Source organism: Aedoeadaptatus coli (assembly GCF_900343085.1).
Classification (GTDB): domain Bacteria; phylum Bacillota; class Clostridia; order Tissierellales; family Peptoniphilaceae; genus Aedoeadaptatus; species Aedoeadaptatus coli.
The window spans coordinates 65,087-84,564 of record NZ_OPYI01000003.1; the positions used below are offsets into that span (position 1 = coordinate 65,087).

At 30.9% G+C, this 19,478-nt stretch carries 17 protein-coding genes and 1 pseudogene; all 18 read right to left on the bottom strand.

Annotated features, from left to right (window positions below):
* Window positions 1-366 precede the first annotated feature (366 nt).
* Complete coding sequence (locus tag DG046_RS02275; RefSeq protein ID WP_108830978.1) at window positions 367-1,332, bottom strand: DNA cytosine methyltransferase; 966 nt, start codon at window positions 1,330-1,332, stop codon at window positions 367-369.
* The gene (locus DG046_RS02280; protein WP_108830979.1) at window positions 1,325-3,046 is read right to left on the bottom strand and encodes a DNA topoisomerase 3; all 1,722 of its coding nucleotides are present in this window, start codon (window positions 3,044-3,046) and stop codon (window positions 1,325-1,327) included. The genes DG046_RS02275 and DG046_RS02280 overlap by 8 nt, the downstream gene beginning before the upstream one ends.
* A gap of 92 nt (window positions 3,047-3,138) precedes the next feature.
* Window positions 3,139-4,122 (bottom strand): annotated as a pseudogene (locus DG046_RS02285) (nucleotidyl transferase AbiEii/AbiGii toxin family protein).
* Entirely contained in the window at window positions 4,115-4,726 is a 612-nt protein-coding gene (locus tag DG046_RS02290; protein ID WP_108830980.1) for a DUF6088 family protein, read from the bottom strand. The pseudogene DG046_RS02285 and the gene DG046_RS02290 overlap by 8 nt, the downstream one beginning before the upstream one ends.
* Window positions 4,727-4,799: 73 nt before the next feature.
* A complete protein-coding gene (locus DG046_RS02295) occupies window positions 4,800-5,657 on the bottom strand; it encodes a CD1107 family mobile element protein (protein ID WP_108830981.1) in 858 nt (285 codons plus the stop codon).
* A 14-nt stretch (window positions 5,658-5,671) separates the two neighbouring features.
* The gene (locus DG046_RS02300) at window positions 5,672-7,255 is read right to left on the bottom strand and encodes a stalk domain-containing protein (protein ID WP_108830982.1); all 1,584 of its coding nucleotides are present in this window, start codon (window positions 7,253-7,255) and stop codon (window positions 5,672-5,674) included.
* Window positions 7,242-7,481 (bottom strand): hypothetical protein, encoded by a 240-nt coding sequence (locus DG046_RS02305; protein WP_001080402.1) that lies wholly within the window; start codon window positions 7,479-7,481, stop codon window positions 7,242-7,244. Before DG046_RS02305 ends, DG046_RS02300 begins: the two co-directional genes overlap by 14 nt.
* Before the next feature lie 14 nt (window positions 7,482-7,495).
* Complete coding sequence (locus DG046_RS02310) at window positions 7,496-10,075, bottom strand: CD1108 family mobile element protein (protein WP_108830983.1); 2,580 nt, start codon at window positions 10,073-10,075, stop codon at window positions 7,496-7,498.
* A 7-nt stretch (window positions 10,076-10,082) separates the two neighbouring features.
* Window positions 10,083-12,485, bottom strand: coding sequence for a VirB4-like conjugal transfer ATPase, CD1110 family (locus DG046_RS02315; protein WP_412835130.1), 2,403 nt, complete (start codon window positions 12,483-12,485; stop codon window positions 10,083-10,085).
* Window positions 12,397-12,807, bottom strand: coding sequence for a PrgI family protein (locus DG046_RS02320; protein WP_004827263.1), 411 nt, complete (start codon window positions 12,805-12,807; stop codon window positions 12,397-12,399). The genes DG046_RS02315 and DG046_RS02320 overlap by 89 nt, the downstream gene beginning before the upstream one ends.
* A 1-nt stretch (window position 12,808) precedes the next feature.
* Window positions 12,809-13,099, bottom strand: coding sequence for a hypothetical protein (locus DG046_RS02325; RefSeq protein ID WP_002838520.1), 291 nt, complete (start codon window positions 13,097-13,099; stop codon window positions 12,809-12,811).
* 9 nt (window positions 13,100-13,108) lie between these two features.
* Window positions 13,109-13,972 carry a VirB6/TrbL-like conjugal transfer protein, CD1112 family gene (locus tag DG046_RS02330; RefSeq protein WP_000466919.1) on the bottom strand — a complete coding sequence of 288 codons (864 nt, stop codon included), beginning with the start codon at window positions 13,970-13,972 and terminating at the stop codon, window positions 13,109-13,111.
* Window positions 13,973-13,982: 10 nt separating this feature from the next.
* Window positions 13,983-14,129, bottom strand: coding sequence for a Maff2 family mobile element protein (locus tag DG046_RS02335; protein ID WP_000504425.1), 147 nt, complete (start codon window positions 14,127-14,129; stop codon window positions 13,983-13,985).
* A gap of 104 nt (window positions 14,130-14,233) precedes the next feature.
* Entirely contained in the window at window positions 14,234-16,093 is a 1,860-nt protein-coding gene (gene ltrA / locus DG046_RS02340; protein WP_108830985.1) for a group II intron reverse transcriptase/maturase, read from the bottom strand.
* Between the two features lie 717 nt (window positions 16,094-16,810).
* Window positions 16,811-16,942 carry a Maff2 family mobile element protein gene (locus DG046_RS02345; RefSeq protein ID WP_000394205.1) on the bottom strand — a complete coding sequence of 44 codons (132 nt, stop codon included), beginning with the start codon at window positions 16,940-16,942 and terminating at the stop codon, window positions 16,811-16,813.
* A gap of 1 nt (window position 16,943) precedes the next feature.
* The gene (locus tag DG046_RS02350; RefSeq protein ID WP_002839977.1) at window positions 16,944-17,255 is read right to left on the bottom strand and encodes a single stranded DNA-binding domain-containing protein; all 312 of its coding nucleotides are present in this window, start codon (window positions 17,253-17,255) and stop codon (window positions 16,944-16,946) included.
* Between the two features lie 195 nt (window positions 17,256-17,450).
* The gene (locus DG046_RS02355) at window positions 17,451-18,920 is read right to left on the bottom strand and encodes a PIN-like domain-containing protein (protein WP_001105422.1); all 1,470 of its coding nucleotides are present in this window, start codon (window positions 18,918-18,920) and stop codon (window positions 17,451-17,453) included.
* Between the two features lie 17 nt (window positions 18,921-18,937).
* Window positions 18,938-19,474 carry a ClbS/DfsB family four-helix bundle protein gene (locus DG046_RS02360; RefSeq protein WP_001258251.1) on the bottom strand — a complete coding sequence of 179 codons (537 nt, stop codon included), beginning with the start codon at window positions 19,472-19,474 and terminating at the stop codon, window positions 18,938-18,940.
* Window positions 19,475-19,478 lie beyond the last annotated feature (4 nt).

Below are 19,478 nucleotides of genomic sequence, written 5' to 3' on the forward strand. Positions count from 1 at the left end.
TCTCTTATTATTTCTTTTAAAGCCTCCTTATGGTTTTCGTGGTCAAACTGCCATAAGCTAACCTCATTAATATTCCTATCCATTGATGTGGTCTGACTAATATCAAAAATATATGAAATACTTTGATTTACATCACTTCCAACTAAAATTGGAATACCCTTTTGACCTCTCATAACAACTCTTCCAAAATATTTTTTCCACATATCAAAAGTCGCACAAGCTCTAGCTTCAGGTTCTTTGTTGTATATACTTAGTTGGCTAGAAAAATCATACTTCTGATTATTGCCTATAACCTTTAAGAGTTTTAAATATTCTTTTTCATCTTGCAAAACTTCATACTTTATAGCTTCTTGTATATTCTTAAAATCATTTACTTGCATTTCCTACCTCCATTCTACGAATTTCTTTTATAATAGCCATTAAAACATCAACCACAATTGAATTGCCGGCCTGCTTATATAGTTTGCTTGAAGTGCAATTTTTTCTTCTTGGATGTGCGTCTTCTAGTTTGTTAATATCACTGTCATCAAAACCCATGAGTCTTAAACATTCTCTTTCTGTTAAATACCTATACCTACCATTTCCAATATCTATTATTCCAGAATTAGGTACTCTCATCTGTTTTGTAGAAATAGTATAAGAAAAATCTTTAATCACTTTTAGTCGCCCTCTAAAACTATTATCTATGCCTTTATTTAAAAATTTAAGCATATAAGGTTGGGTCATGGTATAAAGTTCACTTACATTCTTTTCTAAAAATTCACTTAGTGGTCTGGTTTCTTTCCTCTCCAATTTATTAAAAGAAAAGTTATTTGCTCCAAGACATGAAACAACAAATATCCTCTCCCTTTTTTGAGGTATCCCAAAGTCCACTGCATTTAATATTTCATACTTACTTTCATATCCAAGGTTTTCTAGTTCTTTTAGATAAATAAAAAAGGAGTCCCTCATATTTCTATCAAGGACTCCCTTTACATTTTCCCAAATTATCCATTTAGGTTTATCTTTCATTTCTTTAATTATTCTAATTGTTTCAAATAGTAAGCTTGATCTAGTTCCTGAATTCTTTACTCCTCCTTGCTTTTTTCCTATTCTTGAAAAGTCTTGGCAAGGACTGCCATGCATAATTAGGTCTATATTCTCATTAGGAGCTTTATATCCTACAACTGATTTTGGCTTATAATCTTCTCCATAAAGTGCGTTATATGATTTAACACAAGCCTTATCTATTTCTATATAATCAACTACTTCATAAGGTATTTTCAAATTAATAAAAGCCTTTCTAATAGCACCTATGCCACCGAAAAGCTCTAATATTTTTACCTTATTCATTTAGATTATTCTTGTATCTATCTACAAGCTCCCTTATACTATCTTCTATTTCTCTTAAAAAGTCTTCTTTATCTACTTCGCCAGATCTAATTTTTGCAAGTTTCATTTCCCATTCAGATGTTGTTTCTGCCGACTTAAACTTATCCTCTACAATCGATACAAGTCTATTGCCTTTTTCTGTTACAAGTAGATTTTTCTTATCTCTTCTTATAAGATCCTTATGGATAAGATTTTCTATAATTCCTGCTCTTGTAGCTGGTGTTCCTAAGCCTTTTCTTTCAACTTCTATATCTTTATCCAGTGATTCAATCCCTGCATTCTCCATAGCCTTTAAAAGTGTATCTTCATTATAATGACCTGGAGCTTTTGTAAATTTTTCCGATATGTTTTTAGAAGTTAGCTTAATTTTATCTCCAGTCTTTATATCTGGTAATTCATTTTCTTGTTTTCCCTTTCCATAGGTCTTTAGATACTTTGTATAACCTTCATCGATTACAGTCTTGCCACTTGCATTGAAGTTAAATTTATCATATTCATATCTAATTTTTCTACTAGATTCCTTTAAGTTACCCGAACATGAAGCAAGTAATTTATTCTTAATTAAATTATAGATTTTGCTTTCTTTATCAGATAAATTTTTGGCTTTTCCAATTCCTGATATAGTAGGAATAATTGCATAGTGGTCTGTAACTTTAGAAGAATTAAAAATAGACTTAAAGTTTGATTCATTAATTTTAAAATCATCTTCAAGTCCTTCTAATAATTCTTTCATAGTATTAGCCATATCATCGGTTAAATACCTGCTATCGGTTCTTGGATATGTGATTAGCTTCTTTTCATACAAGCCTTGTGCCAGGTTTAAAGTGTCATTTGCTGAATATCCAAAATATTTATTTGCTTCTCTTTGTAAGGTAGTAAGATCATAAGGCTTATCTGGTTTTGTAATTATTTCTTTATCTTCTACCTCTGTAATAACTATTTCATCTTCTAGTAGATTTAATAGTTGCTCTGCAACTTCAATTCTATCAATTCTATCCGATACAAGTTTCAATCCTTTATAAGATAGGTCAACTGTATAATATTTTTTCTTCTTAAATAGGTTTATTTCGCTATCTCTTTTAGCTATTAAATATAGGGTTGGTGTTTGTACTCTACCAACTGAATATGTTTCCTTGTAAATGCAAGAATAAAGCCTACTTAGATTCATTCCTACCAGCCAATCAGAGGTGGCTCTAGCACTTGCTGATCTATATAAGTCTTCAAAGTTTTCTCCGTCTTTAAGATTTCTAAAGCCATCTTCAATAGCTTTGTTTTCCATTGAAGATATCCAAAGTCTTTGAATCTTCTTCTTACATTTAGCTTGATTATATACAAGCCTAAAAATAAGTTCTCCCTCTCTTCCAGCATCACAAGCATTTATAACTGTGTCGGTGTTCTTATCGTTTAAAAGTTTCTTTAAAACTCCATATTGTTTTTTAGTGCTTTTAGATACTTCATAAATATATTCTTCTGGGATTATAGGAAGAGTGTCTATTGACCATTTTTTCCATTTTTCGTCGTGTCTTTCTGGACTTGCCATTTGAATTAAATGACCTACACACCAGGAAACAATGTATCCACTTCCTTCATAGTATCCGTTTTTTCTTATTCTTGCTCCAATTACTTTTGCAATTGTAACTGCTACACTTGGCTTTTCTGCTATTACTAACTTCATTAATACCTCCATAAATAAAAAAAGAGCGAAAGATTTCTCTCTCGCTCAAAGATTTTCTCCCGAATATTATATTATTTTTGGGAGAATTCGATTTACTTATTAACTTCTTTTTCTAGTTCTTGAAGAACTTTTATAATCTCTTCAAAGTTTGGATATTCTCCATATATCATTTCTGACATAGCCTTATAATCTTTTTCTATTTCAGAAAATCGGTATTTTCTTGGGACTAATTTTAATCTACCATCTAATGCTTCTTCATACTTTGCCCACTTCCTAGGGTAAAATTTCATTTTAAATTCAGTCACTTTCTTTAATAAGTCTTTATCCTTTAAGGCTTTGTTTTTAAAATCTGAATTTGATATTTTATATAAGTCATAAAAGTGTCTTGCATATCTGTGGGGCATAGGAGAAGCTTCTGGTCTATTTGCTTCGTGGTGTAAAATTGTTGCTTTTTCCCAAAAAGTTCTCTCTGCTGATACTGTTCTTATGCAAGTTTTTTCTTTAAATACATTTGGATAGGCTTCTCCAATTATTGGCAGGATTTCCACTTCAATTGCAGGTGTCCATGCTGCAAGACTTCCTATTTCGAGTCTTATATTTTGTGTCAAATAGTTAGATTCAAAAATTTTAGGATATTTACACAGAATGGTTTGTGGATCTATTGTATCTACCCAAAATTCAAAGTCCATGTCATTTAAATCTTCTTCTAAAACTTTTAAAAATTCATCTCTTAAAAATACTTCTGTCTTTTTATTAACCTCTTTGTTGAATTTATCCTGTTTAGTATTTGATCTTTCTAACCAAGGTTCTTTTTCTTCGTAGCCTAATACTCTCCAATCTAAGATTAGATCTATATCTTCAGAAAATCTTTCTATAAGTCCAAAACATTTCGACAATGATGTTCCACCTTTAAAAGTAAAATATTCTTTCCATTTATTTTCATTAAATAGATAGTCTAAGATAAAAGTAACCCAATAGTCTTTTTAAATTACTGCTTCAGATATATTTTTCTTTCTTGCAGTATTGACTATTAAAACTCTTAAGTCTTCTTTGTTTTCTATATAAAACTTATTCATTTTCACCCTCAGAAATTTCTCTTATTACTTCATATATCCATGATGGAACTGATTTTGACTCATTCATTAAGTCTTTTCTTTCTTTTTCAGTTAGGTTTTCTCTTATCTTTTGTATAACTTCGCTGGTTATATCTTCTTTACCTAAAGACTTAATTGCTTGAATAGCAGTCGCTGTCTTCAAAGACATATTAGCAATCTCTCCTGGATTTACTTTTTTAAATTCTAAAATGGTATCTCCAATTTTATATTCTTTATATCTTCCACTAGATATATATTTATAGTGAGTTGGTACTTGTGTTGAAACTCCTAATAAGTTTAAGGCTGTGCTATTATATGGTGCAATATTCCAATTGTATTTTCTTGCTATAGCAAGTGCTAATTCATGAATTGATACTGCTTCATACTCTCCGATTAATTCACTGTATTTTGGATTGTAATAGAATCCATCAATAACACGCTTAATTTTATCTTCATCTGCTAATCTTTTTAATATTTGTCTAACCGTAGCATTAGATGCAATATCTAAAAAGTCATTAGCAAAAAATACTTTATGTGAGTCAAAACTATTTATTTTGTTTGATATTTTTTCTGTATATGAACTCATTACAATCCTCCTTCGTCACGGATATTGTATCATATCCGTGACAAAAGTTCAATTGTACTTAAATTTAATATTCTTATAATAGTTCATCATCTTCATCTAAAGATTCCTCATGACTTTCTTCATTGTCAGACTCATCTTCTGACTCACTAATATACTCATCATCTTCTTCAAAATCTTCCAACATTTTATCTTCTTTTGCTTTAACTACCTTAAAATAGTATCCTGCTCCTACAACTCCTCCAATTACAAGTGCAATAATTAGAAATGAACCTATTCCGCTTTTCTTTTCTTCTTTTACTGGAACAGTCTTAGGTTCTTCTTTTTTTACTTCTTCTTTCTTAGGCTCTTCAACCTTTATAGTGTTTTTATCTTCTGATTCAATCATATTAAGTAGGTCTTGCTCTCCTACTTCTGTTAATAGCCTTACATTATCTTGGTTTGATGAGTGATCCACTATTAGGTGCATAGTTTTTCCACTTTTAGTTTGAAATGTTAAAAATTGTCTTACATCTACTGGATTTTCTTTATCTTTTTCTGTATCTCCACTTGGTGTAATGTCTTTTCCATTCCTATCTACATTCTCAATTACTGAACCTCTTGCCTTATTTTCTTGTGTCGCAAGATTATTTACTGCCTTTGTATTACCACCTTTTACAAGTGGTGTTTTCTTTGGAGGATTATTTGAAGGCTTGGTTGCTTCACTTGTATTTCCTGGTATTCTTGGAACATCTTGATAAGGAATTTCTTCTTTTGATGGTGTAAAAACATCATCTTTCAACATTTTTTCAAATTCTTCTTTTTGTGGTTCATATATTGAATCATTTTGACTTTCTATTTGTCCTTCATTTGTCATCGCAAATGTAGTTGCTGGTACTGTAAATGTAAAAAGGAGTAACGCTATGGCTACTCCTCGTTTGATGCTCATATTCATTTTTATATCCTTTCTTATTTTACATTTTTAAATACATAGATTGCTTTTCTAGCATTGTCCCATTCTATTGTTTGATTTTTGCCATCTTTAATATCTCCATGACTTGCTCCGAAAGCTTTGGCAATGTTTGAAATTGAAGCATGAATTCTTCCATTTATAATCACTGGCTTAACATCTGAATTGTAGACCTTTCCATCTGAATCTTTCATAACACCAGTATCAATATTTAGTCTTAATGTCTTTTTAGCTAGGATATTATTCTCTTTATTTGAGAAAATAGCTTCACGAGTAGAGTTGTCATACTCAACATTAAAACCTAGAGTATAAGCAATATATCTTACTGGAATCATAGTTCTTCCTTGATCCACATAAGTTTTTACATCCATGTAGACTGTTGTCTTACCATCTTTGTTGATAATGTTATAAAAGTTTTTGTCTACTTGAAAAACTGCAAATTCTTTTTCATCTTTAACTTGTTTTTTGCCTTGTTGTTCCTCTTGCTTTTTCATCTTGTTAAGATCAAATTGATTTAGAATATTCTTGTCATCAGCTTTTAAAAGTTCGTCCCACTTCTTATCTTGAGATTTCTTATCTTCTTTCTTCTCTTTGTTTTCTTTTTGGAGTTTTAGAAGTTCATCTAATTTCTTAGATAGGTCTTGGTTTAGGTTTTTTTCTTTTTCATCTTTAGCCTGCTTTTCAAGTTCTTCTTTAGCTTTTTTATTTGCTTCCTCGATTAACTTCTTTGCTTCTTCGATTTTCTTATCTAATTCTTCTTTTAGCTTTTTAATTTCTTCTTCAGAAGCTTTTTGTTTTTCTTCTAGTCCTTTAATCTTATCTTCTAATTCTTTTTTCGTATTTTCAGAAGATTCTTTTAAACTATCAATAGCCTTTTGAAGCTCTTCAATCTTCTTAAAGCATTCTGACTTAGAATTTTCTGTTTCTTTCTTTTTAGACTCGAGGTCTTTTATCTTAGTATCTTTTTCTTCAAGAACTTTTTCTAAGTCTTTAATTCTATTATCTTTATCCTCAATTTCTTTAGTCTTTTTTGCAAGTTTCCCTTCTAAAGACTCAAGCTTTTCTTGCATTTCTTTGATTTTATTTTCGTTTTTATCTGTCTTTTCTTTCTCAGCTTCTAACTCCCATTTTGTAGATGAATAATCTTCTTTTAGTTTTGCATTTTCATCTTGTAATCTTTTTAATTCATCTTTAAGCTGAGTAATTTCTGCTATTAGTTCATCATTATTGGAGTTTTTAAGATCCTCAATTTCTTTATTCAATTGAGCAATCTTATTATCTTTATCTCTAATCTCTTCTTCTAGCTTAGCTTTTTCTTGTTTTAGTTTCTCTCCATTATCTTTGCAAGATTCTAACTTTTCCTTTAATTCATCTATCTTTGATTGGTCTTCTTGTTTCTTATCATTTAAGTCTTTAATCTGATTTTCTAAATCACTAATTTTACTAATAGAACTTTCTATCACTTTTTTACTACCATCTGTATCATCAGCTTTAGCTAGTACATTAGTAGTTGAGGTTGATGTTAAAACTAATAAAAGAGCCATAAAAAAGGCTCTTAGTCTGTTCGTATTAAATTTCTTCATTATGAATGTTCTCCTTTTCTTTTAATTTTTCTTCTCTTTTTCTATCATTGATTTTCTCCATTAATTCTTCCAAGCTAATATTGTTCCTCCTAAGAGTTACAATTATTTCTTCATTTTCAACTTGTATTTCTTCATCGCAAATTTCCTTGTATTTTGCATTTAAATCTTTCAATTTCTCTTCTATTTTTTTCTTTTTGTTTCTAATACTTATAAGTTTTCTGTTCACATAATATCTCCCTTCTATCTTGGTCTTCCAAAACCATAAAAGTGTGATTTCCAATATTTTGAATTTATTGATGTGTATTGAATTGGATCTCCTGCGTGAATCATCATTCCGTTACCTGCGTATATTCCTACGTGAGATATTGGTGTTCCACTGTTATATGTTGAGTGGAAAAATATAATATCTCCAGGTTGAGCTTCACTTGGACTTACTGGATTACAATAGTCTTTGTATATTCTCCATGCAGTTGTTCTTGGCATTCTCTTTACACCAGACTTTGTAAATGACCAACATACAAAACCTGAACAGTCAAAGTTAGATGGTCCACTTGCTCCAAACACATATCTTTTACCTATATGTTTTTCTGCTTCATTAAATAAGGCTTTGGCAGTAGCTGAATCAAAAGCAAGACCAGGATTTCCAAAGTTTGGATTATCTACTATTTCTCCTAAGTCCCCATTACCTGATCCAAAAACATCTCCCATATTCCCCTTGGCTTCTAGAAGAGCTTCATAATGAACTACATTGTCTGGATAATCTTTAAATATTTCCCTAACAACTTCATCCATTTCTTTTTTCTTTAAAGTTACAATTAACTTTTTATATTCGTACTCTTCTTTTTCATAGCTAGTATAAGGATTACCACGACTATCATATCTAGTTCTTGCTACTGTTCTTGTTCTAATTTCAATTTCTTCCTTAAAATCAAGCTTATACATCTTATCGAAAAGTTCTTTTAGAATTCCTTTTACTTCAGATGCTGATTTTACTTCTCCACATCTTGAAGTTATATAGGATAAAAGTTCATGGGTATTATGACCAATTTCTCCTTCTTTGTTTATGATATATTCGTCATATCCAGGGTGACTTGTCTTTACACTTTCGATTTGTGATTGTAGGTCATACTCCATTGATGAAAATTCTTGATTAACTTCACTTAGAACTGTATCTTGTGATAGGTATGTTGTTGTCATTACTGAGTTAACAGAGTTACTTAATCCACTCATACCAACACTTCCACCACCAATCATGATTGATAGCATAAGACCTATTCCTATTACTAGAAATAGAACCATCTTACTTTTTCTTACGATTAGCTCTTTAGAAGCCTTACCTAAACTTAAAATAGCTTTTTTAACTCTATCCACAAGTCTTGTTTCGTGCTTTTTAGCTATCATGCTTTTCATTTGTTTTCTCTGGTAAAACTTTTTAAATCTATTTTTCTTTATATAGGCATCTGACTTTTTTAAATCTTCCAAGCCACTTTTAAACTCCAACTTGCTTTTTCTCTTTTTTATTTTCTTATCAAGTTTAGATAGCTTTTTTAAGGACTTTTTCTTTTTGTCTAACTTATACTTCCTTATTCCATGCTGGAGTTTAGAGCTTACATTAGCGACTTTTTCTCCAGATTCTACACCAGTATTGTCAGATCCTGAACTTAGATAATCTCTCACTAACTCTGATGACTTAGCTCCAGATAATAAAACCCCAGAAGATAGACTTCCTTTAGTTTTATTCTTTAAAATATTATCCTTTAGCTTGCTTTTAGACTTTTCAAGCTCTACAATCTTTTTATCTGATATAAAGTCTTTAACATCTTGTGTTTTCTTAGAATCTTTCGGCGTAACTTTCTTAGATTCATTTTTTAAGTCATCGATTTTCTTTCGAGTAAATTTATCACTTTCATAATTTTTTCTCTTGTAGTAAGTCTTCTTTTTATTAACTTTCTTTTGTTCTGAAGGTTTAAGGCTTGTTTCCTTTTCATCTTTTATAAATTTTTGATTGTTGTCTTTAAGCTCAGAATTATCAAAAGTTTTATCTGTATCAACTTTGCTTAGCTTATTTTCTTTATCTATTTCATTAGAAATTTTTTCCTTATCCCTAAACTTCTTTTCTTGATAAAGCTTCTGCTTTTGCTTTTTATCGATATTAGTATTACTCTCGTTCTTACTTACTTCATTTTTAACAAGCTTATCTTTTCTATATATTCTCTTGCTTTTCTTTGCTTCGATAGGTTTATCTTCGCTTGTGTAGATTCGCTTAGACTCTTTCTCGTTGATTTTATCTTGGAATTTATCCTTACTATGGATAAGTTTATCCTCATAATTTTTAAGAACTTGTCTTTTACTTGATACCTTCTTATTGCTTTTTGGTTGAGCCTTAGCTGAAATATCATCTGTTGTTAATTTATTAGAATTAATATTTCTACTGTTTTCACTATCAAAATTTACCTTTTTGAAGTCTACATCTAAGTCTTCATCAAGTTTAAAGCTTTCATCTGTCCTTATTTCAAGATTGGCTTGTTTTGTTCCTTCAGCCTTATCCTTATTTTCTAAAACTTCTTTTCTAATTCTTTCCTTGTTTTTAGACTTCTGAAAATCTTTTAATTTATCTTGTTTTTGATCTTTAGCTATTACATTCTCATGAATAAGTTTAGATTCTTTTTCTGAAATTTTATCTCCGAACCTATCCTTAGTTTTAATAATCTTATTGGTATAATCATCTGAATGAACAAGTTTACTATCCATATTCTTTTCAGGAGCGTCCCTATTTCGTATAATTTTCTTTTGAAAATCTTTTTTTAGTTTTTTATCCATATCACACCTACTTAGCTTCTTCTGGTTTTGTTGTCATTAGCTTATATAACATGGTGTCTTTAGGGAATTTATCTATAAAGGGAACAATAGTATTCCCGAAGAATAATAGTCCCTCACCTGCGTTTGAATTAGTAATATAGTTTAACTGATAAGGCGATATTTTTAATTTCTTAGCAAGAATATCTCTATCTCCAGATGCTTGATTTAACATTAGAACAAAGTCTGTATTATCAAAGATATTTTCAATTTCCTGACTTGTTAAAAGGTCTTTTACGTTTTGAGTTATACCTGTTGGAATACCTCCCCATTTTCTAAATCTTTTCCAGATTTCTACTGAATATGAGGCAGTTTGTGGGTCTTTTAATAAAAGGTGAAACTCATCTATATAGTATCTTGTAGACTTGCTTCCTCTATTAAGGGAAACCTTGTTCCAAACCTGGTCTTGAATTACAAGCATACCTATTTTTTTAAGTTGTGTCCCTAGCTCTTTTATATCAAAACAGAGCAGTTGTCTATTTAAGTCAACATTTGACCTATTATTAAATACATTAAGACTTCCCTTAACATAAATTTCCATTTCTGTTGCGAGTTTCCTACCAACTCCCTCTTCTTGAGATAGGAGCATATCGTATAAATCTCCTAGTATAGGCATATTTTCTGGTTTTGGGTCTTCAAAATATTTTTGATATATCTTTGGTAAGCACCTATCTATAACAGATTTTTCTGCAGCAGTAAGACCAGATCCTCCTACTACAAGTTCAAGCATAGACATTATGAAGTTTGCCTTATCCTTTAAAGGTGCGTCCCCATCTCCATAGTTCATATTAATATCTAATGGATTTAGGTAGTCCTTTGACTTTGCTGAAACTTTAATAACTTCTCCATTAAATTGTTTTACAAGGTTTGAATACTCACCTTCAGGATCACAAATAATTACATCATCGTCTGTTACAAGAATTGCATTTGCCATCTCTCTCTTTGCCGAGAAAGATTTACCAGAACCTGGTGTTCCTAATATTAATCCGTTAGGGTTCTTTAGTTTCTTCCTATCTGCCATAATCAAGTTTTGGCTAAGGGCATTTAAGCCATAGTACAAAGAATTTGCCGAATCAATAAATAGCTCTTCTGTTGTAAAAGGCATAAAGACTGCCGTTGATGATGAGGTTAAAAATCTTTTTATTTCGACTTGATTAACTCCTAGAGGCAAGACAGAAACAAGTCCTTGTTCTTGTTGGTGAGATAATCTTTTTACCTGACAATTATGTCTATTAGCAATTGATGAAATTTGAGCAATAGTGTTTTCTAATTTTTGATTAGTCCTAGCAAAATTCATCATTACTATGGTAACTACAAAGAGCCTTTCATCTCTATTTTGTAAGTCAGATAACATGGACTTAACATCAGCTCCAAAAGTATTTATATCTGAAGGGATAATATCCATATCATATCCAGCACGAACTGCTTTCTTTTGTTCTTCAATTTTCATTCTGTCCAAGTCTGTATTTTTTCTCTTAATGAGTTTAATAGCTTCTGCTTGTTCAACTACATCTATATGAAAAGCTACATAAATATTGTCATCAATATCTAAAAACTCAGATAACATTCTGTCTGATAACTCGCTTGCAAGTATTTGAAAATGGCTTACTGCTCCAATGAATTTGCCAAATTTAAAATTATTTGCTGGTGTAAAATTAAAGATATTAGGAGTTATATGTGATTTTGTAGACTCTTTTTTCTTCAAATCTTTATATGAAAAATCAAAGTTTTTGTCTGGATTTAACATATCGTGAACAAGTCTTAGTCTTTCTTCTCCATCAAGACTCTCTGCTCTTACTCCCATAGATTTAAAGTTGGATAAAATATCTACTTCAAGTCTATTTAACTTTGCTCTTGCTTGCTCTAGGTTATCGGCTTCTGTTGTAAAGGTTATATACTTCATCTTTTTAAGTCCGTTATTGCCCTTTGCAAGTTGAAGCTTTAACATCTCCCTAAACTCTTTTCTTACATCGTCATAAAAGTCTCCCTTATCAGCAATTTTAATTGCATCTTGTAGGTCTTTATTTCTTCCTAATTGATTTACATATGAAAGTTCAATGTGGACACTCGGATCAAAAGAATTTAAAAAGTTGGCAAATTGGTTAAAGATTAAATCTCTATCTTCTTCCAATGCCAACTGGTAATTTATATCTTGAAATGAAATTGTCTTTGAATAATTTTTTTCATCTAACTGGCAAATGCCCTCTGGTAACATTCTTATATATGGAATTGTATCCTCAACTGTAAATCTCTTTTTCTCTTTATTTAAAATTACACTTAGAAGACTATTTGTTGGATCTTTCTTTGTTTTTAGCTTTCTTACTTCCTTTCGGTCTTTTTTTAATTGTTTTTCCCTTAGATTTAAGTCGCTGATTTGCTTTTTTCTTTGCTTCAAGGTATGCCTCCTTTCTTATTCTCTTAGTAGGTTGATAAAACTTATGAAGATAGAAAAATTTAAAATACTTTTCAAAAGTTAAGGTGTCTTTTTCATATAAGGTTATAAAAAAGATTGGCAGGGTTACTATTAGCATTACAATGATAGAAACATCATTAGGTAGATATTTCTTCATAAATAAATAGGTTGGTATACCAATTAGTCCTGCCACAGAAAAACCTATAAGTTGTCTTTTGGTTAAGTTAAAGGCAACCTTTGTTTTAATCTTGTCCAAATCTTTTGGTATTGGTACATATGCCATTTTAATCTCCCTCTACTTCTTCTTTGGAAAGTTCAAGTATATGGTCATAATTAGATGTTGTTTCCTCTTCCAGGTAGCTAATTCTTTCTTCTAATTCTTCTTGTTTTTCTTCATTTCTGTCATTGTATTCGCCTTGATACATAACAAATTCATTGTGACATCTTCCGAGTCTATTTATTCTCCTCTTTAAGTTTCTAATCTCTTCATTTCTTTTTTTCTCTTTTAAGATTTCATAAGTTCCTCCTAATAAAATTCCAAGTCCCAATAAAGCACAATTTTTCTTTTTTAACATTTATTCCTCCTAGTGCGTATTCATAATACTTTTTGCAACTGTTCCACTCTTAAACATCATAAGTCCAAGTAGTAGAGCATATCCTAATATACTAAACAAGCTTGCGTGAATATCTGTAATCTGTACCGTTCTTATTAAAACGGTGTAGATACCTAAACATACCATCAAAAACAAACCTTGTAGTCCCAAGGCAAAAAGTCCCTTGATATAATTTGTTCCAATCTGACCCCATTCTTTATTTCCCATAGTCGCAAATGGTATGGATGATACTGATGAGTAGACATATATTTCAAACATACGCCCATATACTATTAAGGTAATAGTTAAAGATATACATTGAATTGCAATCCTTACAAGGCTTGTTTCAACTAATATCATTAAAAGCTCACCTATTTCTTTTTCTTTTAATGTATCAACCATTGCAACTATCTGATCTCCTGAAACAGTGGCAGAAGTAGTGATTACCCCTGCCGCTTTGTTTACAAGATTTTGTGCCACATCAAAGACTGCCATTGAAAATTCAAATGCATGGCTTGCAAGGTAGACTGCTATAAACATCTTTATAATGTATTTGAAAAACTCAAAAGTATCTGTATCGTGCATATTATTCTTTTGCATAACCATATTTATGAGTTCAATACATAAAACTGCTGTTATGATAAGTCCTGCTATTGGAACAATAACATTATCATTAATGTTTTTTATGAAGTTATATACTTCTCCATTCCAACCCATTGGTGTCTTTCCAACATCAGTTGCAATAACTCCTACCTTGTCATTTATATCTAAGAACATGGACTCAAGATTTGCTTTGATACCTCCGAGTAGCATATCCTTAAAAAATTCAGTTAGCTTGTCAAAGATACCAAACATAGACTTTCTCCTAATTTAAAGCATTTGCAAGTAGTGGAATTAATTTAATACCGATTAGTACAATTCCCCCACCTGCCATAAGCTGCTTAATACCTTGAGATTTAGCACCAGATAGTGATAGGTAATCCTTTGATGTTATCTCTGGATTTTCCCCCACTTCACACCGTGCATGCGACTTTCACCGCACACGGCGTTCCATCACAAGAAAGATTTTCACGTTTCAACTAAGACTTACACACTTCGTAACAAATTATTTTTTCTCTAAATTAGTGGCAATCCTGCCATTTTTCTAAGCTTATTACATTTCTCAATCTGCTTGAGCGTTAAGCCAAGCTCTTTTATATATTTTTGGATTGTATCTTCTTTTGTTGCATGGATGAGTATATGAACTGCTTCTGTAACAAGAATTAAGTTGCTATAACTGTCTGTACCGCCTTGTTCAAGCGGTATCTTGTGATGGCAATGTATATCGTTTGGCGTAAGTTTTACACCTGTTACTCCACATCTGCCATATTGAGCTGCAAAGAGCGAGATTCTGTTGTCCGCAAACTCTATGCTTTTATCAAGCACAGGGTGTTTCATTAGCCAAACAAGAGTGTCTACATCAATTTGTAGATTTTTATGAATGAAAGCTCTGCCCTTTACAGTGTATTTGTTTACAACCTTTTTCTTGTGTTTTGCGTCCTTTGTCCTGACATACCCCACTGGAATTAACGGATGTCCATTAAGGAAGCGAAGCTGTTTACTTTTTCCATATTTTTCTTTGATAAATCCTTTGTTTAGTGTTCCACTGGTTTTAATATCAAGTCTGTTGTTCATCTGCTTTTTAATGTGAAAGGCTATTTTCGCAAAATCCAGACTCACATTTGTTGCTATTTGGTAATAATTATGCAAGCCTGAAACAGTGGCATTATACCTAGCTATTGCTTTGTACTGCTCTTTTTCATTTGCAGGTCTTTTTATATCCGCAACACATTTAGAAATATTTTCTTTTGCATTTTTCAATGCCTTATCACTTATATGCGACTGTACAACAAACTTTTTACCTTTTGGTTTAACCTTCAGCTTGAAGCCTAAAAACTCTGAATACCTTTGTTTTAGGTTCGTAATTGTTGATTTTTCTTCATTTATTGTTAATTTAAGCCTATCTTCAAGCCACTGTTTCACTGCTTGATATGTCCTTTTTGCATCATAGTAATTACTGCAAAATATTTTAAAATCATCAGCATATCTTACAATGTAAATTTCCTTGAGCTTACTTGACCTTAAAGCTCTATAGGTATGGCTTTTTATTTCCGTTCCTTTGCTATTAGTCTTTTGTTTATATGGATAATGCGTTGGCATTGTTGCCCATTGAGATGAAACCCACCAGTCCAACTCATTTAGTACTATATTAGATAGCAATGGGGATAAAATACCTCCTTGAGGTGTACCCTTTGTAGGTATAATTGTTTCACCATTTGGCATTACAATATTAGCCTTTAACATTTCCTTGATAATGCAAATTAGCTTTTTATCTCTTATTCCTAAGTGCCATATTTGTTTTATGAGTTTTGAATGACATACATTGTCGAAAAATCCTTGTATATCAATGTCGACAACATAATGTAAGTGCTGTATCTGCATTAGCCTTGCACATTCTGCAATAGCGTGTTCTGTATTCCTATTAGGTCTAAACCCATAAGAACTGTCGTGAAATTTCGCTTCACATATTGGCTCTAAAATTTGTAAAATACATTGTTGTACAATTCTATCAACAATCGTTGGTATTCCAAGCGGTCTTGTTTTTCCATTAGGTTTTGGTATTTCCACTCTTTTTACAGGGCGGGACTTATACCAATGAAACTGTTTTTGTATTAGAGAAATGTATTCTTCCTCATTTAGTTTTGATAGATGGTTTATTGTTCTTCCATCTACTCCTGCTGTGTGACTGCCTTTATTTCCTTTTATACTTCGATAGGCTAGTTTTATATTTTCTCTTGAAGTTATTAACCCCATTAAATTTGAAAATACTTTATTCTCACTGCTATCTTTATATAGATTATCAAGGACCTCTTGCAAGTCATAATATTCCGTATAACGGATTTTATTTTGTTTTAATCTTTGTTTCGAAGTGGACACAGGCACCATCTCCTTTCGGATTTGATTTTCTTTGTCATACTCGAAGCTGTGTTTATCTTAATTTCAGTTCTTGTTCTTTCTTGTGACTAGTGGCTATCCCTCCACGAGCTTATTATTCTCGCTTCATAGGTACTATGCCACCACTTTCACCAAGATAAAAAATAGTTATATGATCTTTTTCTTATCATTTTCCCATTTAACACTTCATTAGCATTAGACTGCTTCCATGTTCTTGGTTTACCACGTTCCAACAATCCTATCATTGAATACGTTTAGGTTCTTCCTCTAAGCCTGTGTTTAGCTCTCGCCTTATCGCCTGTAACGATATATGGACTTTCATAACAACCATTCTTACTAATCCACAAACACACCATCTTTGATGGTAATTGCCGTTAGACAAATTCAAACGTCTAGACTTGTACATTCGGAAGTGCGTCAGTGTTTTGGTATACACATTCTCACCATGCGTATTCGACACCCGGCATATAAGTAGCACCATTTACCTCTAAACAGGTTTCGTATAACTATATAGCTATTTACGGCTACTCTCTGCCGACTTCACCGAGCTTTTGACAATAAATTAGTCTAATATTTATTGCCAATCGGAGTATCAGTGTAGGCATTTTAGGGCGTTACTCCATCATTCTACCTATTAGATTGTTAGTTCTCCTAAGTTTCGGACTTTTAGTCCTTCGACTTAGTGCATAAGCTTTTCACTTATGAACGTGTCGCACGGTTATCATTACCATAACCTTCCATTAAGTTAATAACTCCCCATGCTCCTAAACCTGCACCAATTGCAGTTACAAGTGTCTTTAAAACTCCAACTCCAGCTGTAAAAAATTCCATATTATTCCTCCTCGTTTTCTTTCTTATTTTCTATTTTATTTAGTGATTTAACTATAAAATTCTTGTAGACCTTATCTCCTTTTTTGTTTTCTTTGAAATATCCAAAGACATGGATTAGATCTCCTTTATCTAATTCTTTTGCACGTTCGCTTTTTTCTCCGTAGACTGAACAATTTATATATTCTTTTCCTTTACCATATTTTTTAATGAGAGTAAAATTTGCTACATCTACTTTTTCTCCATCTCTTTCAAATTCTGATAATTCCACTTCTTTAACTAAATTTGCATTAATATTTATCATTTCTCTATCCATTAATTTCTTCTCCTTAATCTATAAATTTCAATTAAAAAAGCGACTGGATCTATTTATTTCCAATCGCTATACATTATTCCTTATTAAATTGTTCTAAGTAGGAGCTCTTATCCTTAACATCTTAACCTCCTAATTTTGAGTATAAAAAAAGCAGTAAACTTTATAATTACTGCTTTAATAAAATATCCTATATTATTAATCATTAAATGAACAATCTCGACAAATACCACCTACATCTTCTCGCCTATCCTTAAATCCCTTTCCACATTTAGAGCAAATAAATGCATAATCATTATTGTAATTCTCCTCTTCTAAATAAGAGTCATCGTAGTCTTCTTCATTTTTGTTTATAGAATCTTGATCTATCTGAATTTCAATTATTTCAATATCTGTATATTCTTTATCATTATTAATATAAAAAGAATCTTCTTCGATATCATCTTTATTAATTAATCTTGTGACATTAACTATGACACTTCCACTAAATTCTTGTTCTATTGGTGGTGATTGTATGACTTCTTTTGTATCATCATCACGTCCCCAATAATCAAAGGATACACAACTTAAATTTATTAAATATTCTAGCTCATAAGTTATACTAACAATCTCGTCTGTAAACTCTTCATAAGTATCTAATATCTCATTGAATTCACAATTATTTATATCTAATTCTTCAATACCCTCACTTCCAATAACATACGATTCTAGATAATAATAGTTGTTATTATAAATACTGTCAACTATATCATTAGAAATATCTTGTTTTACTCTTTCTACATATGACACATCTTTTCTATTTAAATCTACATAAACATTAAAATCATATCTATCATATACTTTTGAAGCGAAATTCTGAAACATTCCTGTTGTTAAAAATTCAATATTTACATTTGGATTTTTTTCTTTAAATTCACTTAATAATTTATCGTGAACTACTAAATTATCTTGACTATCCTTACTCCACCAGTCTTCTTTTATATCATTCGTAATAAAAATAATATCTTTTACTGATTTTTCAACTGGTAAATCTAATATCTCTTTCCAAACAAATAAATCTCCAAATTTTTCAACTCCATCTTTATTAATGTCCTCATATCCAGGCGGAATTTTATATTTATACCTAAGTTCACCCTCTCTAATAATTTTTAACTGTTCACTAAACCTTATCCTATTACCTATCCTATTATTTTTTTCTAAATATGAAATAAGATTATCTATATCTTTAATTATTTCAGGAGAATCTGTTGTTATTTCATCATATTCAATACCAACACTATTTTTATAAGATTTGATTATTTGTTTTAATTCAACTAACTTGTTATTTAAATCATTCTCCAAATTTTTTCTTCCAAAATAATTATATTTAGATGATTTAATCAAGACACTCTCTAAATTTTTTTGACTCCTTTCAATTACTCTTAGTAAATCTTTTTCAAAATTTTGATACTTTTTTTTCAATTGTCCGAATACGCTATATTTATTTTTATTAAATTCTTTATACACTTGATTCGGAATCCATATTAAATCCTTACACTCCTTGAAAATTTCTAATATGTTTTTGCTACTGTATAATGAATATCGAGCTAAGTCAAGTATTACATTTGTATCTAATACTATTATAGAGGTTTTTCTATTTATTATTTTTTTAAATTTTTCATAATTCAATTAAAGCACCAACCTTATTATTTAATTACATTCACAAAATTATTAAGTTTTTTCCATTTTCTAATCTTAGTCCTAAATGTTCCAAATGGTGCTACTGTATTTACATGGATAAATTTATATACTTCCCAAGTTGCAGTTTTTGTTGCTTCATCTGCCCATTTTCTCATATGTGGTTTAAATAATTCTTCCTCTGTAAGATTATCTATCAAAGAGTAAATATCTTCTATATTCTGTGATAGTTGTTCTTTTAATTCCTTTAACGATTTATGAGCATAGGTATCTGTAAACCATTGATACAATTCTCCAAGTTGATTCCACTTAAATTTGTCAGATGGCGTTTTAACCTCAATTCCCTTTTTTTCATCTTCTTCCCATTTCAAAACTAAAGTTGTCCAACCTACTTGATAGGCAAGATTTTCAGCTGGTGTCCTATCAACTTGATCTACTCTTTTATCTTTTAATTCTTCTGGGATATTATCAAACTCTGAAATATATTTTCCAAAAGTTTTCTTTATCTCATTTTTTAATTCTTCCTTACTTTCATAAGACCTCATATGC

Coding starts and splice junctions, on each gene's coding strand:
- DG046_RS02275 (WP_108830978.1), bottom strand. CDS start 1,332: ATGAATAAGGTAAAAATATTAGAGCTTTTCGGTGGCATAGGTGCTATT.
- DG046_RS02280 (WP_108830979.1), bottom strand. CDS start 3,046: ATGAAGTTAGTAATAGCAGAAAAGCCAAGTGTAGCAGTTACAATTGCA.
- DG046_RS02290 (WP_108830980.1), bottom strand. CDS start 4,726: ATGAGTTCATATACAGAAAAAATATCAAACAAAATAAATAGTTTTGAC.
- DG046_RS02295 (WP_108830981.1), bottom strand. CDS start 5,657: ATGAATATGAGCATCAAACGAGGAGTAGCCATAGCGTTACTCCTTTTT.
- DG046_RS02300 (WP_108830982.1), bottom strand. CDS start 7,255: ATGAAGAAATTTAATACGAACAGACTAAGAGCCTTTTTTATGGCTCTT.
- DG046_RS02310 (WP_108830983.1), bottom strand. CDS start 10,075: ATGGATAAAAAACTAAAAAAAGATTTTCAAAAGAAAATTATACGAAAT.
- DG046_RS02320 (WP_004827263.1), bottom strand. CDS start 12,807: ATGGCATATGTACCAATACCAAAAGATTTGGACAAGATTAAAACAAAG.
- DG046_RS02325 (WP_002838520.1), bottom strand. CDS start 13,099: ATGTTAAAAAAGAAAAATTGTGCTTTATTGGGACTTGGAATTTTATTA.
- DG046_RS02330 (WP_000466919.1), bottom strand. CDS start 13,972: ATGTTTGGTATCTTTGACAAGCTAACTGAATTTTTTAAGGATATGCTA.
- DG046_RS02345 (WP_000394205.1), bottom strand. CDS start 16,942: ATGGAATTTTTTACAGCTGGAGTTGGAGTTTTAAAGACACTTGTAACT.
- DG046_RS02350 (WP_002839977.1), bottom strand. CDS start 17,255: ATGGATAGAGAAATGATAAATATTAATGCAAATTTAGTTAAAGAAGTG.
- DG046_RS02360 (WP_001258251.1), bottom strand. CDS start 19,474: ATGAGGTCTTATGAAAGTAAGGAAGAATTAAAAAATGAGATAAAGAAA.